Here is a 13,415-nt window from a genome sequence, read left to right as displayed (position 1 = left end):
GGTCACACCCGTGGTCCGGCGCCCGAGGTCCGGTTGGTAGCGTCTCCTCTCCGATCTTGGAAGGGGGGCCATGCCGGGGATGCGTGACGTCCGCAGGCGTACGTGGTTCGTGGCGACCGGTGTGGCCGTCCTGGCTCTGGTGGCGGGCGGCACCGGGGTCGCCGTGTCGCGGTCCCAGGAGCACGACGACCGTCTCGCGGCCAACCAGGACCAGTTGGCCCACGCCTGCGCGGGCCTGCTCCCCGTGGAGCTGCGTTCCTTCGTGCCGGACGACTCGGCGGGCGTACTGGACGAGTACGGCACGCTCCTCACGCCGCGGGAGCAGAGCCGGGCGCTGCTCGACTGCACGCTGTCGTGGGGCGGTGGCGACGAGCGCCGGGAACCGGACGCGCGGGTGAGGGTGCGGGCGCAGGCCGTCCTCGGCCGGACCGACGCACCGGTCGGTGGCTTCGAACTGCCGCTGCCGAGTGGGGCGTTGGGCGGGATGTCCACCGATGACCGACTGCGGGGCAGCCAGGTGTCGGCCACGCTGCTCACGGAGTGCCCCAAGGGGCTGAGCGGCCGGGTCAGACCGTCGAAGGACCTGCTCGTCACCGTCGATCTGCCCTCGCGCGCCGACAGCGAGTACGACGTCCCGAAGGCCGACCGGGTCCTGGCGTCCCGCACGGCGGTGCGGGTCGCCGACTGGGTGAGCCGGGAACAGGGCTGTGGTGGACGGCTGTTGGCCGAGGTGAGAGAGGCGAAGAGGGCCGACAAGCTCTGCGACTGGCTCTCCCCCGAGGCGCTGAAGTTCGCGCCCGGACACTGGAAGTTCGACGCGAACGACACCACGTACCACCAGCGAGCCGGGACCTGCGGCGGGCAGTGGGACGACACGGCGGGGCAGGCGAGCGAGCCGAGGACCAAGGCGGCGAGCGCGGAGAGCTGGTCCGGCGTTCTCGCGCCCGGCGCGTTCGACAGGTTCGGCGGCAGCGGTGCCGTCCCCGGGACCGGAAGGAGCCGCCACGAGCGGGGCCCCGAGGGGCAGTTGACCTTCGGGCGCTCGGGCGACGACCCGCTGCTCGCGCTCTGGGCGCGGTCGGTGTGCGACGGCGGCCCGACGTACCACCGCGTCACGGTCACACCCGCGCTCGACTTCCGGCACCGGGACGAGGTCGTCCTGGACAAGAAGGACTGGCGGCGGGTCTCGGCGGACGCGCGAGCCCTGCTCGACCGGTATCTGGCGGCGGACGACGGGTGGCCGCGACGCGCGCACTGCCGGGACACCGAGATCATGGGAGAGGTGGAGGAGTGGCAGGGCTGACCTGGCGTTCCGGTGTCGGACGGGGGCTCACCACGGCTGCCGGGGCGGCGCTCGCCCTCGCGCTGGTGGCGGGCGGGTACTTCTGGTTCGGCGGGGGCTACGACCGGTGGGTGGCGCAGCGCCTGGTGGGCGGGGCGTGCGGCGGGGTGCTCCCGGCCGCCGAAGTGCGTGACGTACTGGGCGAGGGGCCCTTCAAGGACGAGACGCGCGACCGGGTGGACGGCGAGCTGGGCGACGCCTCCCTGCGCGTGGACTGCACGATCACCCGTGACGCCGAGGGCTGGTCGGCACGTGACGGCTCGGTGACGGTGAACGTGCGGGCGGTGCCGGAACGGCCCGCGAAGGACGAGGAGGGCCCGGTGGCCCGGGGGCAGCGGCGGGACGTCTTCAACGGCGAGTACGACGGGAGGTATCCGGACGTGCGCTCCACGCTGCCGCCGGTGGCGATCGGGTCCGGCTGGAACGGCGCCTTCACGACGAGCGGGTCGAGCGGATCGAGTGGTTCGAGCGGTGGGGAAGTGTCGGCCACCACCGCGGTCCTCCTCGACTGCGCGCGCGGCCGTGGCGGACTTCTGGTCTCGGTGGACGTCAAGGGCGAGGACGCGGCCGTGGACGACCCCGGGCAGCGCACCGCGTTCGCCCGGATCGCCACCGCCACGGCGGCGAACGCCTCCGCCCACTGGAACTGCGACGCCGACCTGGGGAAGCCGCCGCGTACGGTGCCGCTGCCGGTGGACACGGACGAGGCCGTGCCGCTCGCCGACGCCGCCGCGTCCTGCCGCGGCGTACCCGGACGTGGCTCCGAAGCCGCGCGCGCGTGGGAGGGCGGGCGGCGCGGGACGCCGGTCGAGGTGTGCGTGTTGGGTCCAAGCACCGTGACGCGGGGCGGGCTGCCGGTGGCCGCGTCGTCCGAGGACGTGGGCGGGCGCCATCGGCTGAGCGCGTACTACGGCCCGTACGCGCAGGACGAGCGCCACCGCTACCAGGACCACTACGACTACCTGGGCCGGAGCCGCCTTCCCGGCGGCAGTCCGTCGGGCCGGCTCCCGGGCGGTGGCTACTGGGTGAGCGCGGCGTGCGAGAAGGGCGGCGTGCGAGCCCTGTTCACCATCGAGCCCCCGGGGTCGGGCGACGCCTCGTACGGGGAGGACGAGAAGGGCAACCCCACACCCGCCGACCGCGCCTACCAACGCACCGCACTCAAGGCATTCGCCCAGGGCTCAGCAAGGGCACACGCCTGCGAAACACCGTCCACCGCGAAACCGTGACCCGCCTCAGCCGTGCGCGGCTATGCAGGGCGCGCCCACGCCCGCCGTCACGCCTACCAGCGCCCCGTGCTCAAGGCGTTCGGAGCGCCCTCCGCCCCCAACCCCCGACCCACCTCAGCCCTGCCGCGTCCCGCCCCTCGCGGCTATGTGGGGCGGGGTCGTGATGTCCGGCGGGAGCAGTGGGTCGGCGATCGGGGTGCCCCAGGTGGATGTCAGGGGGAGGTTTCCGGCCCAGATGCCGAGCTCGGCGTCGGGGCCGTCGCCGTCGTCCGGTGGGCCCTCGCTCGTCTTGACCGACGCCTCCTCCAGGGAGAGGGCGAGCAGCGTCGTGGCGGCGAGTTCCTTGCGGCTCGGGCGTCGGGCGTGGTCCCACTGGCCCGGGGCCGCGTGCTCGGTGAGCAGGCGCAGGCCGGTCAGTTTCTCCTCCGGGTCGGTGACCTTGCGCGGGATGCCGTAGATCATCGCGCTGCGGTAGTTGACGCCGTGCTCGAAGACCGAGCGGGCCAGGATCAGGCCGTCCACGTGGGTGACGGTCACGCAGATCTCGGCGGCCGGGTCGGCGGCCAGACTGCGGCTCGCGACCGAGCCGTGCAGATACAGCTGGGTGTCATCGCGTCCGTAGACGGTGGGGACCACCATCGGATGTCCATCGACCACGACGCCGAGATGGCAGACGAATCCCGCGTCGAGTATCGCCTTCAGGCCGGCGCGGTCCAGGCTGCCCTGCTCGCGCAGCCGGTTGTGGCGGGTTCGGTCGGTCTGCGGGAGCGTGGCGGGCAGGGACTGCCCGCTTTGCGGCGGGCGTTCTTGGCCGTTGGTGGTCTCGCTGGTGGATTCGCTGGGGTACTCGCTTGTGGTCACACCTTCGCAAGCTACCGATATCGCGACCGAAATGCCATGCCTCAACGGATTACGGCCGACCGATCGGCAACTCACGACGGAATCCGCAGACCATGCGCCTTTTGTCCAACTCGGGCTGCGAGAATCCAACAACCCCCGCCGCGTGACGGTTGTGACGCCTCGCCTCCCCGCTGTCTGATGGAGGCCATGGAGCTCCCCTACCTTGAGGACGTATCCCCCGGCACCGGCAGCCTCCCGCCCCGCGCGTGGTATGCGCGGTCGGACGCCATCTCCCTCTCGCTGAACGGCAGTTGGAACTTCCGCCTCTCCCCATCCGCCGACACCGCCGACGACTCCTTCGCCTCGGAGGGCTACGACGCCCGGGCCTGGGACACCGTGGCGGTGCCCGGCCACTGGGTGCTGCAGGGCCACGGCGCGCCCATCTACACGAACATGGTCTATCCCTTCCCGGTCGACCCGCCCCGCGTGCCCACCGAGAACCCGACCGGCGACCACCTGCGCACCTTCGACCTGCCGGACGGCTGGCCCGAGACCGGTGACGGCACACTCCGCTTCGACGGCGTCGAGTCCTGCGCCCGCGTCTGGCTGAACGGCACGGAACTGGGCGAGTTCAAGGGCTCCCGGCTCCCGCACGAGTTCTCGGTCGGCCGCCTCCTGAAGCCGTCGGGCAACGTCCTCGCGGTCCGCGTTCACCAGTGGTCGTCCGGTTCCTATCTGGAGGACCAGGACCAGTGGTGGCTGCCGGGCATCTTCCGGGACGTGACCCTGCTGCACCGCCCCGAGGGCTGCGCGCTCGACTTCTTCACGCACGCCTCGTACGACCACGAGGCGGGCACGGGGACCCTGCGCGTCGAATCGGACGTCGAGGGGCGGGTCAGCGTCCCCGAGCTGGGGATCGATGTCGCCACGGGCGAGTCCGTGACGGCGGCCGTCGAGCCCTGGACCGCCGAGACGCCACGCCTGTATGAGGGGACACTGACCACGCCGGGCGAACGCGTCCCGCTGCGGATCGGCTTCCGTACGGTCGCCGTCGAGGACGGCGTCATCAAGGTCAACGGACGGCGGATCCTGTTCCGGGGCGTGAACCGGCACGAGTTCCACCCGGACACGGGCCGCGCGCTCGACCTCGACACGATGCGCACCGACGTGCTCCTGATGAAGCAGCACAACATCAACGCGGTCCGCACCAGCCACTACCCGCCGCACCCCGCCTTCCTCGACCTCTGCGACGAGCTGGGCCTGTGGGTCATCGACGAGTGCGACCTGGAGACCCACGGCTTCACCGAGCAGGGGTGGCGCGACAACCCCGTCGACGACGACCGCTGGACGCCCGCCCTCCTGGACCGCGCGGCCCGCATGGTCGAGCGCGACAAGAACCACGCCTCGGTGATCATCTGGTCCCTCGGCAACGAGTGCGGGACCGGCCGCGGCCTGACCGCCATGGCCCGCTGGATCCGCGCACGGGACGCGGGGCGTCTGATCCACTACGAAGGCGACCCGACCTGCGCGGACACCGACATGTACTCACGCATGTACGCCGACCATGCCGAGGTCGAACGCATCGGCCACCGGGCGGACACCGGAGGGCCCGAGGCGCGGCGCCAACTCCCCTTCATCCTCTGCGAGTACGGGCACGCGATGGGCAACGGGCCCGGCGGCCTGAAGGAGTACCAGGAGCTGTTCGACGCGCACGAGCGCAATCAGGGCGGCTTCATCTGGGAGTGGATCGACCACGGCCTCAGGCACCCGGAGCTCGGCTACGCCTACGGCGGCGACTTCGGCGAGGAGCTGCACGACGGGAACTTCGTCTGCGACGGCCTGGTCTTCCCCGACCGGCTGCCGTCGCCCGGACTCGACGCGTACATGCGGGTCATCCAACCGGTGCGTTTCGCATACGACGGAGACGCGGGGACGGTCAGGGTCACCAATCTGCACGACTTCGCGGACCTGTCCCATCTTTCCTTCGATTGGCAGTACATCAGCGACGACGAAGAGGCTCCCTTCGCAGCAGGTGATCTGGCGGTGCCGCCGGAGCTCGGGCCCGGTGAATCCGTCGAGCTGAAAGTGCCCGGCCCACCGCCCGCGAGCCGTGACGCCGAGACCCTCCTGCATCTCACGGCCATGGTGGGCGTCGAGACGAACTGGACGAAGCTGGACCATGTCGTCGCGCGGGGTGAGTTCCCCATCTCGCCAAGGCCGCCCGTCGCCGCCGCTACGGGTGAACGCCCCGCGCGCGAGGGCGACTTCATCACGCTCGGCCCCGGCACCTTCGACGCCCGTACGGGCGAGCTGCTCACCCTGGTCGACGTCCCCCTGACCAGCGCCCCGCGCCTGGACATCTGGCGGGCCCCCACCGACAACGACAACGGGGCGTCCTGGCAGGGCGGGCAGCGCAACGGCCTCGTCTGGCGCGAGCTCGGTCTGCATCGGATGCAACACCGGCTCGACGCGGTCGAGTTGACGGAAGACTCCCTCACCGTCCGCACCCGCGTGGCGCCCGCCGCACGTGACATCGGCCTGCGTACCGTCTACCGCTGGACGTCCGACGGCGCCCGCTTGCGCCTCACGGTGTCCGTGGTGCCCGAGGGCGAGTGGACGGTGCCGCTGCCACGGCTCGGCATCCGGCTCGGCCTGCCCGCCGTGTACGGGTACGCGCACTGGTTCGGCGGCTTCGGCGAGGCGTATCCGGACACGGCGACGGCGTCCGTCATCGGTCGCCGCTTCATGCCGGTCGACCGCATGCAGACCCCGTACGTGCGCCCGCAGGAGAACGGCGCCCGTGCGGACGTCCGTTGGGCCGAGCTGCGTACGGACTTCGAGGGCGACGGACTACGCGTGGTCGGCGAGCCCGCCTTCTGGTTCACGGCGCGCCGCTGGACCACCGAGCAGCTCGACGCGGCCACTCACCGTACGGATCTCGTCGCCGGCGACACCGTGTGGGTCCACCTCGATCACGGGCAGCACGGCATCGGCTCGCAGTCGTGCGGGCCCGGGGTTCTTCCGCGTTACGAACTCCACGCCGCCCCCGCCGAGTTCGCGTTCACCTTCTCGCGTCAGGCAGGCACGTCGTAGGACCGTCAGTCGAGAGGTTCCCGGTCCCCCTGATCGAGCCGGTAGGGCGGAACGTCCGTGAGCAGCAGGCCGTAGACGAGGACGCGCGCGGCCCAGCGGTGCAGGCCGATGTTGAGGTCGTGCATGCCGCGGGGGTAGTGGCCCGTGAAGAGCAGGGTCACGCCCGCGTAAAAGGCGATGAGACCGGTGAGGCCGACGTTGAGCCGGAGGCCGCCCGTGAACAGGCCGACCACCAGGAGCTGCGGCAGTATGAGCAGCCAGCTCTTGACCAGGACGAGCCCCCTGGAGAGGTGTTCGGGGTAGGCGACGTCCAGGTGGGCCGGGTAGTCGGCGACTTCACGCATCGAGAAGGGCGGGTAGCGGTCGGTGGCGAGTGACCCGTACGCGTAGTACTCGACGCGCCAGGTCCAGCGCAGCACACCGGCCGTGAAGTCGAACAGCGCCCTTGGATAGCGGCCGGTGATCAGGACGGCGAAGAACGCGACGAAGGTGACGAGGACGAGACCGGCCCACAGGAAGGCAAGTACGATGTAGTGCGGGACGGCGAGCAGCCACTTCACCAGCCAGAGCCAGCGGGACAGCGCCGGGTCGTACTGCGCCTCCAGGCGGACCGGGCCGGCCCGGTGCTTGCCCGGCGCCGACACCGTGGGTGTGGCGGACATGGCGGACATGGCGGTCAACTCCCCTTGTCGCCGTGCTTGCACTCCTGCCCACATGTACGACGGGGTGCGGGCGGCGGCAAGGAGTGGCGCGTCGTCCGTTTTCTTCAAGACGGGCGGCGGGCGGCTGCCTACGCTGCGAGGCATGAACACGAACATCACACCCCGCTTCGACCTGATCGGCATCGTCGTCGCCGACATGGCCGCCACCCTCGCCTTCTACCGGCGCCTCGGCCTGGAGTTTCCCGCGGGTTCCGAGGACCAGCCGCACGTCGAGGCGGTGCTCCCCGGCGGGCTGCGTCTCGCGTTCGACACGGAGGAAACCATCCGTTCCTTCACCGAGAACTGGGAGCCGCCGCAGAGCGCGGGCCGCATCGGGCTCGCGTTCCACTGCGAGAGCCCCGAGGGTGTCGACGCGGTGTACGCGGAGCTGGTGAACGCCGGCTACCGAGGTGAGCTCAAGCCGTGGGACGCCTTCTGGGGCCAGCGGTACGCCTCGGTCCTCGACCCGGACGGGAACGGCGTCGACCTGTTCGCGCCGCTGCCTACACCGCCGGGGCAGGCGGCGGGCTGAGCAGCTCACCCAGCGGCATGCCCGCCAACTCCTTGACGTCACGCGCCAGATGGGCCTGGTCGGCGAAGCCCGCGACGACCGCGGTCTCCGCGTACGCCAGGCCTCCCCTGGCCAGGGCGAGCGCGCGCTGCAGGCGCAGGACCCGGGCCAGCGTCTTGGGGCCGTAGCCGAACGCGGTGACTGAACGCCGGTGCAGAAGACGGGCGTTGATGCCCGCCTCCGCGGCGGTGGACGCGACGGACCGCCCTGCTTCCAGAGACGTGACGACGTGCGTGAGCAGCGGGTCCGGCGGCCCCGCCACGTCCGCCCGGACCAGGGCGGCGGTCTCCAGGACGGCGGCCGGATCGCGGGCCGCGTCCATGCGCTCGGTGAGCCGGCGTGCCTCGGCGGAGGGCCACAGGTCGGCGAGGTCGACGCGCCGGTCACGCAGTTCGTGCGCGGGCACGCCGAGGAACGCGGGGGCGGTGCCGGGATAGAAGCGGATGCCCACGTACCGTGCGGCGCCGTTCGACTCGGGGCGGTACGCGCGGGTGTCAGGGCCCGCGACCAGGAGCCGGCCGCCGGTCCACAGCAGGTCCATGCAGCCGTCGGGCAGGACGGGGTACACGGGGCCGGTCTCGACGCCGCCGGTACGGGTCCACAGGACCGCGCCGGTGACTCGGGACGGCCGCTCCGCATACTGCACAGGCGCGTACGACACGCTCCAAGGCTACGCCGTCCAGGGCTACGCGGCCCGTGAGCGGTGTTCCTGCGGGCTGACCCCGTACACCCGCTTGAACGCGCTGGACAGCGCGAACGCGCTGCCATACCCGACACGGCGAGCAATCGCGGCAATCGTCTGCTCACCGTCCCGCAAGAGGTCAGCGGCGAGCGCTAGCCGCCAGCCCGTCAGGTACGCCATCGGCGGCTCACCCACGAGTTCGGTGAACCGCCGGGCCAGCGCGGCCCGCGAGACGCCCGCCTTCGCGGCCAGGCCGGCGATCGTCCACGGGTGTGCGGGGTCGTCCTGGAGCAGCCGGATCGCCTGCCCGACGACCGGGTCCCCCATCGCCCGGTACCAGGCGGGGGCCTCCGCCTCCGGCCTGGAGAACCAGGCTCGCAGCGTCGCGATCATCAGCAGGTCGAGCAGTCGGTCGAGCACGACCTCCTGCCCGGGCTCGTCCTTGGTGATCTCGTCGGCCAGCAGCGGGGTGAGCGGGCAGTCCCACACCTCGGTGGGCAGGACCAGAAGCGGCGGCAGCGCGTCGAGCAGTCGCCCGGTGATCTCGCCGCGCGCCTGATACGTGCCGATCAGCATCTCCGTCGCGCCGTCGAGCGATTGGCCCCAGGTGCGCGGGCCGAGGTCGCGGTACTGGTCGGCGGGGGTGTCGCCGAGGGGCACGCAGTGTTCGCCGGGCCGGATCTCCACGCGGGGCGAAGCCGCCTGCTCGTCGGCGACGGTGTAGTGGTCGGGGCCGCGGGCCACGGCGACGTCGCCGGGACGGATCAGCTGGGGTTCGCCGTCGTCGGGCACGATCCAGGCACTGCCCCGCACCATGATCATGACCGAGAGCGGCGCCTCGTCCGCGATGCGGACGGACCAGGGCGATTCGAAGCACGCGCGGATCATGAAGGCCCCTCGCGCGCGCGGGCCCTCCAGCAAGCCTGCGAGTACGTCCATGCCGGAAGCCTAGACGTATGCGTATGGGGGTGAGTCCCTGACGGATGGTTCCTTGTGGCGCGGGCCAGTTCACTGGAGTCATGACAGAGAACGCGTCACGGACGCAGAAGCAGAACATGACGGTGCTGGTCACGGGCGCGACCGGCAAGACCGGACGCCGGGTCGCGGAGGCCGCCGATGCGGCGGGCTTCACGGTACGGGCCGCTTCACGGTCGGGCGCGGTGCGGTTCGACTGGTACGACCCCTCGACATGGGAGGACGCGCTGCGGGGCGCGGACGCCGCGTACCTCGCCTATCAGCCGGACGTCGGCGCACCGGGTGCGGGCGAGGCGGTGGGCGCGCTGGCCCGGCAGGCGGTGTCGCTCGGCGTGCGGCGGATCGTGCTCCTGTCGGCCCGGGGCGAGGACCAGGCGGAGCCCACCGAGCGGGCGGTGCGGGAGTCCGGGGCGGAGTGGACCGTCGTACGGGCGAGTTGGTTCGCCCAGAACCTGAGTGAGGGGCACCTCGTCGACGGCATGCGGGAGGGGCAACTGGTCTTCCCCGCCGGGGAGGTGCTCGAACCGTTCATCGACACGCGGGACATCGCGGACGTGGTGGTGGCGGTGCTTCGCCCCGACTCGGGTTACGCGGGACGGGTGGTGGAGGTGTCGGGACCGCGCCTCCTGTCGTTCCGCGACGCGGTGGCCGAGATCGCGGCGGCAGCGGGGCGGGAGATCCGGTACGTCCCGGTCTCGGCGAGGGAGTACGGGGGTGCGCTCGCCGAGTTCGGGGTTCCGCAGGAGGAGACGGAGTTCCTGATCGAGCTGTTCGAGACAAACCTGGACGGCCGCAACGCGCATCTCTCCGAGGGGGTGCGGGAGATTTTGGGGCGGGCGCCTCGTGACTTCGCCGATTTCGCCCGGGAGCATGCGGCCGTCTGGAAAGCGTGATTCTCCCCGACCCCGCCCCTTCCCGAAAACCCGCTCGGGCGCGGGAGCCTTGGTTGCCGTCAATCACCGGCTCCGCCGAGTTCGTCCTCGAACGCCGGACGGGCTGGAAGTCCAGCCCGTCCGGCGTTCGAGGACATCTGTGCGGGGGTCCAGGAGGCGGAGCCCCATGGTTTCGGGAAGGGGTGGGGTTGGGGAAAGCCCCGCAGGGACCGCCCTACTCCGGCGGCGTTTCCCCGTTCCCTCCAGGCTTCTTCACATGCGTCCGCAGCCTCGAAGAGACATCGTCCGGCGGCAAGAAGCGCGACCACCGCTCCGGGAACTCCGACGGCATGTCGGGGTCGTCCGGGTCCGCCGAAGCCTCCCGCGCGGCGGCCGCGCGCGCCACCATCTCCACCGCCCGCGCCTCCCGGATCCGGTCGTTGGCCGCACGTGCGGCCGCCGTGGCGACGGAGGGCCACACCCGGTCGATCGCGGCGTTCACCGCCGCCCCGACAAGGACCGCGAACGCCGACACACCGATCCACAGGAGCACGGCCACCGGCGCCGCCAACGAGCCGTAGATCGTGGGCCCTTCGACCGTGCTGGTCAGGTAGATCCGGAGCAGGAAGCTGCCGAGGACCCACATCCCCAGGGCGATGAGCGCGCCCGGCATGTCCTCCACCCAGGGCGAACGCACCGGCACCGACACGTGGTACAGCGTCGTCAGGAACACCACCGAAAGCAGCGTCACCACCGGCCAGTACAGGATCTGCACCACCGTCGTGGAGCCGGGCACCAGCTTCACCACCGCGTCGGGGCCCGCCACCATCAGCGGCAGTGCCACCGAACCGATCAGCAGCGCCACGATGAACAGGCCGAACGCCAGGAGGCGGGTCTTGACGATGCCGCGCGCGCCGTCCAGGCCGTACATCACCGTGATCGTGTCGATGAAGACGTTCACGGCGCGCGAGCCCGACCACAGGGCGAAGACGAAACCGATCGAGATGACGTCGGGCCTGCCGACCCGCATGACGTCCTCCAGTATCGGCTGCGCGATCTGGCTGACGCCCCTGTCGGAGAGGACGGTGCGGGAGGCCTCGAGGATGTTGTTCTCGACGCTGGCGATCGTGTTCGCGCCGGTCCACCGGTCCACGTAGGCGAGCAGCCCGATCAGGCTCAGGAGCAGCGGCGGCACCGAGAGCAGCGTGAAGAACGCCGCTTCGGCGGCAAGGCCCAGGATGCGGTACTCCACGCACGAGTTGACCGTGTCCTTGAGCAGCAGCCAGGCAGTCCTGCGCTTGGAGACGTTGCTGTAGAGAGCGCGGGCCCGGTTCCAGCGGCCCGACGGCCTCCCGGGTGTTTCATTTGCCTGGTGCACCTCCTTACCGTAGCGGCATGGCAGCCACCACCCACACAGTGACCAACCAGGCTCCGCCCCTGGTGGGATATGACGTCTTCACGTCTGACCGCGCGCTCACGGAAGGGGTCGAACGGCATCTCGACCCCGCGCTCCTCGACACCGCTCGCGAGCAACTCTCCGAACTCGGGCGGACCGCGGGCTCGGAGCAGGCGCGCGAATGGGGGTTCCTCGCCAACGAGAATCCACCCGTTCTGCACACCCATGACCGCTATGGGAATCGCGTCGACGAGGTCGCCTTCCACCCCGCCTGGCACCGGCTGCTCGGCAAGGCGGTCTCGTCGGGTCTGACCACCGCCTGGTCGCGGCCGGGCGGGCATCTGCGGCGCGCCGCCGGGTTCCTGGTGTGGTCGCAGGTCGAGGCGGGGCACGGCTGTCCGGTCTCGATGACACACGCGGCCGTCCCCGCGCTGCGGGCCGATCCCGCGCTCGCCGCCGTGTGGGAGCCCCGGCTCACCTCCCTCGTCTACGACGAAGGCATGCGGCCCGCCTCGCAGAAGGCCGGGGCGCTCTTCGGGATGGGCATGACGGAGAAGCAGGGCGGCAGCGACGTGCGTGCGAACACGACGCGTGCGCGTGCCCTCGCGGAAGAGGGCGCCTATGAACTCACGGGGCACAAGTGGTTCTGCTCCGCCCCCATGTCCGACGGCTTTCTCGTGCTCGGCCAGACCGACGCGGGACTCACCTGCTTCCTCGTGCCGCGGGTCCTGGAGGACGGCACGAGGAACGCCTTCGCCATTCAGCGCCTGAAGGACAAACTGGGCAACAAGTCGAACGCGTCGAGCGAGGTCGAGTTCGACGGGACATGGGCGCGCCGGGTCGGCGAGGAGGGGCGCGGGGTGCGCACCATCATCGAGATGGTGGCGGCCACGCGGCTCGACTGCGTCATCGGATCGGCGTCGCTCATGCGCCAGGCCGTCGCGCAGGCCGTGCACCACGCCACGTACCGCGAGGCGTTCGGCGGCAAGCTCATCGACAAGCCGCTCATGCGCAACGTCCTCGCGGATCTCGCCCTGGAGTCGGAGGCCGCCACGACCCTCGCGCTGCGCCTGGCGGCCGCGTACGACGACGGGAGCGAGCAGGAGCGGGCGTTCCTGCGCATCGCGGTGCCGGCCGCGAAGTACTGGGTGACCAAGCGCTGCACGCCGCTCGTGGTGGAGGCCCTCGAGGTGCTCGGCGGCAACGGGTACGTCGAGGAGTCGGGGATGCCGCGGCTGCTGCGCGAGTCGCCGCTCAACTCCATCTGGGAGGGCTCGGGGAACGTACAGGCGCTCGACGTGCTGCGTGCGTTGCAGCGGGAGCCGCAGGCCCTGAACGCCTTCCTCCAGGAGGTCGGCGGCGCGCGCGGCGCCGACCACCGCCTGGACGGCGCGATCAAGGGGCTGCTCACCGAACTGGCCGACCTGGACGGCGTCGAGGCGCGGGCGCGCCGCCTCGTGGAGCGGATGGCTCTGGTGCTCCAGGGTTCGCTGCTCGTGCGGTACGCGCCCCCGGAGGTGGCCGACGCGTTCTGTGCCTCGCGGCTGGGCGGGGACTGGGGCTCGGCGTTCGGGACGCTGCCGCACACCCTGGATCTGGCCTCCGTGGTGGAACGGGCGGCTCCGCGCGACGCCTAGGACCCTGCTGACGGTCCTGGGCAGCCGGAGAGTCGCGGGGGTGGTGCTGCGCCGACACGGCACCACCCCCGCTCCCA

At 71.5% G+C, this 13,415-nt stretch carries 11 protein-coding genes; 6 read left to right on the top strand and 5 right to left on the bottom strand.

The window, feature by feature from the left end:
* The first annotated feature begins 70 nt into the window (after positions 1-70).
* The gene (locus tag ACWD02_RS18805) at positions 71-1,303 is read left to right on the top strand and encodes a hypothetical protein (protein WP_451211580.1); all 1,233 of its coding nucleotides are present in this window, start codon (positions 71-73) and stop codon (positions 1,301-1,303) included.
* A complete protein-coding gene (locus tag ACWD02_RS18800; protein WP_451211578.1) occupies positions 1,291-2,571 on the top strand; it encodes a hypothetical protein in 1,281 nt (426 codons plus the stop codon). The genes ACWD02_RS18805 and ACWD02_RS18800 overlap by 13 nt, the downstream gene beginning before the upstream one ends.
* Before the next feature lie 114 nt (positions 2,572-2,685).
* On the opposite strand, the gene ACWD02_RS18795 is transcribed toward ACWD02_RS18800, so the two are convergent.
* Entirely contained in the window at positions 2,686-3,351 is a 666-nt protein-coding gene (locus tag ACWD02_RS18795) for a pyridoxamine 5'-phosphate oxidase family protein (RefSeq protein ID WP_451212065.1), read from the bottom strand.
* Between the two features lie 267 nt (positions 3,352-3,618).
* Here ACWD02_RS18795 and ACWD02_RS18790 point away from each other — a divergent pair, with 267 nt between their 5' ends.
* Positions 3,619-6,504, top strand: a complete 2,886-nt coding sequence (locus ACWD02_RS18790) for a glycoside hydrolase family 2 TIM barrel-domain containing protein (RefSeq protein ID WP_451211575.1) — start codon at positions 3,619-3,621, stop codon at positions 6,502-6,504.
* 5 nt (positions 6,505-6,509) lie between these two features.
* Here ACWD02_RS18790 and ACWD02_RS18785 read toward each other — a convergent pair whose 3' ends face one another.
* Positions 6,510-7,166 carry a DUF4389 domain-containing protein gene (locus ACWD02_RS18785; protein ID WP_451212062.1) on the bottom strand — a complete coding sequence of 219 codons (657 nt, stop codon included), beginning with the start codon at positions 7,164-7,166 and terminating at the stop codon, positions 6,510-6,512.
* A gap of 142 nt (positions 7,167-7,308) precedes the next feature.
* Between ACWD02_RS18785 and ACWD02_RS18780 the strand changes: the two genes are divergently transcribed.
* The gene (locus tag ACWD02_RS18780; RefSeq protein ID WP_451211572.1) at positions 7,309-7,737 is read left to right on the top strand and encodes a VOC family protein; all 429 of its coding nucleotides are present in this window, start codon (positions 7,309-7,311) and stop codon (positions 7,735-7,737) included.
* Here ACWD02_RS18780 and ACWD02_RS18775 read toward each other — a convergent pair.
* Complete coding sequence (locus ACWD02_RS18775) at positions 7,709-8,437, bottom strand: DUF6597 domain-containing transcriptional factor (RefSeq protein WP_451211569.1); 729 nt, start codon at positions 8,435-8,437, stop codon at positions 7,709-7,711. The two genes, ACWD02_RS18780 and ACWD02_RS18775, sit on opposite strands and share 29 nt — an antisense overlap.
* A gap of 24 nt (positions 8,438-8,461) precedes the next feature.
* Positions 8,462-9,397 (bottom strand): AraC family transcriptional regulator, encoded by a 936-nt coding sequence (locus ACWD02_RS18770; protein ID WP_451211566.1) that lies wholly within the window; start codon positions 9,395-9,397, stop codon positions 8,462-8,464.
* Positions 9,398-9,477: 80 nt separating this feature from the next.
* Here ACWD02_RS18770 and ACWD02_RS18765 point away from each other — a divergent pair, with 80 nt between their 5' ends.
* Positions 9,478-10,326: an NmrA family NAD(P)-binding protein gene (locus tag ACWD02_RS18765; RefSeq protein WP_451211563.1), complete on the top strand. Its 849-nt coding sequence runs from the start codon at positions 9,478-9,480 to the stop codon at positions 10,324-10,326.
* A 214-nt stretch (positions 10,327-10,540) separates the two neighbouring features.
* On the opposite strand, the gene ACWD02_RS18760 is transcribed toward ACWD02_RS18765, so the two are convergent.
* Entirely contained in the window at positions 10,541-11,683 is a 1,143-nt protein-coding gene (locus tag ACWD02_RS18760) for a YihY/virulence factor BrkB family protein (protein ID WP_451211559.1), read from the bottom strand.
* A gap of 17 nt (positions 11,684-11,700) precedes the next feature.
* Here ACWD02_RS18760 and ACWD02_RS18755 point away from each other — a divergent pair, with 17 nt between their 5' ends.
* A complete protein-coding gene (locus tag ACWD02_RS18755) occupies positions 11,701-13,338 on the top strand; it encodes an acyl-CoA dehydrogenase family protein (protein WP_451211556.1) in 1,638 nt (545 codons plus the stop codon).
* The last annotated feature ends 77 nt before the right edge of the window (positions 13,339-13,415 follow it).

The organism is Streptomyces sp. NPDC002853, from assembly GCF_053591915.1.
This window is presented reverse-complemented; position numbering and strand designations above follow the sequence as displayed.

Excerpts from the sequence above, each read along its gene's own strand:
- ACWD02_RS18785 (WP_451212062.1), bottom strand. The coding sequence starts at position 7,166 with ATGTCCGCCACACCCACGGTGTCGGCGCCGGGCAAGCACCGGGCCGGC.
- ACWD02_RS18790 (WP_451211575.1), top strand. The coding sequence starts at position 3,619 with ATGGAGCTCCCCTACCTTGAGGACGTATCCCCCGGCACCGGCAGCCTC.
- ACWD02_RS18780 (WP_451211572.1), top strand. The coding sequence starts at position 7,309 with ATGAACACGAACATCACACCCCGCTTCGACCTGATCGGCATCGTCGTC.
- ACWD02_RS18770 (WP_451211566.1), bottom strand. The coding sequence starts at position 9,397 with ATGGACGTACTCGCAGGCTTGCTGGAGGGCCCGCGCGCGCGAGGGGCC.
- ACWD02_RS18805 (WP_451211580.1), top strand. The coding sequence starts at position 71 with ATGCCGGGGATGCGTGACGTCCGCAGGCGTACGTGGTTCGTGGCGACC.
- ACWD02_RS18765 (WP_451211563.1), top strand. The coding sequence starts at position 9,478 with ATGACAGAGAACGCGTCACGGACGCAGAAGCAGAACATGACGGTGCTG.
- ACWD02_RS18755 (WP_451211556.1), top strand. The coding sequence starts at position 11,701 with ATGGCAGCCACCACCCACACAGTGACCAACCAGGCTCCGCCCCTGGTG.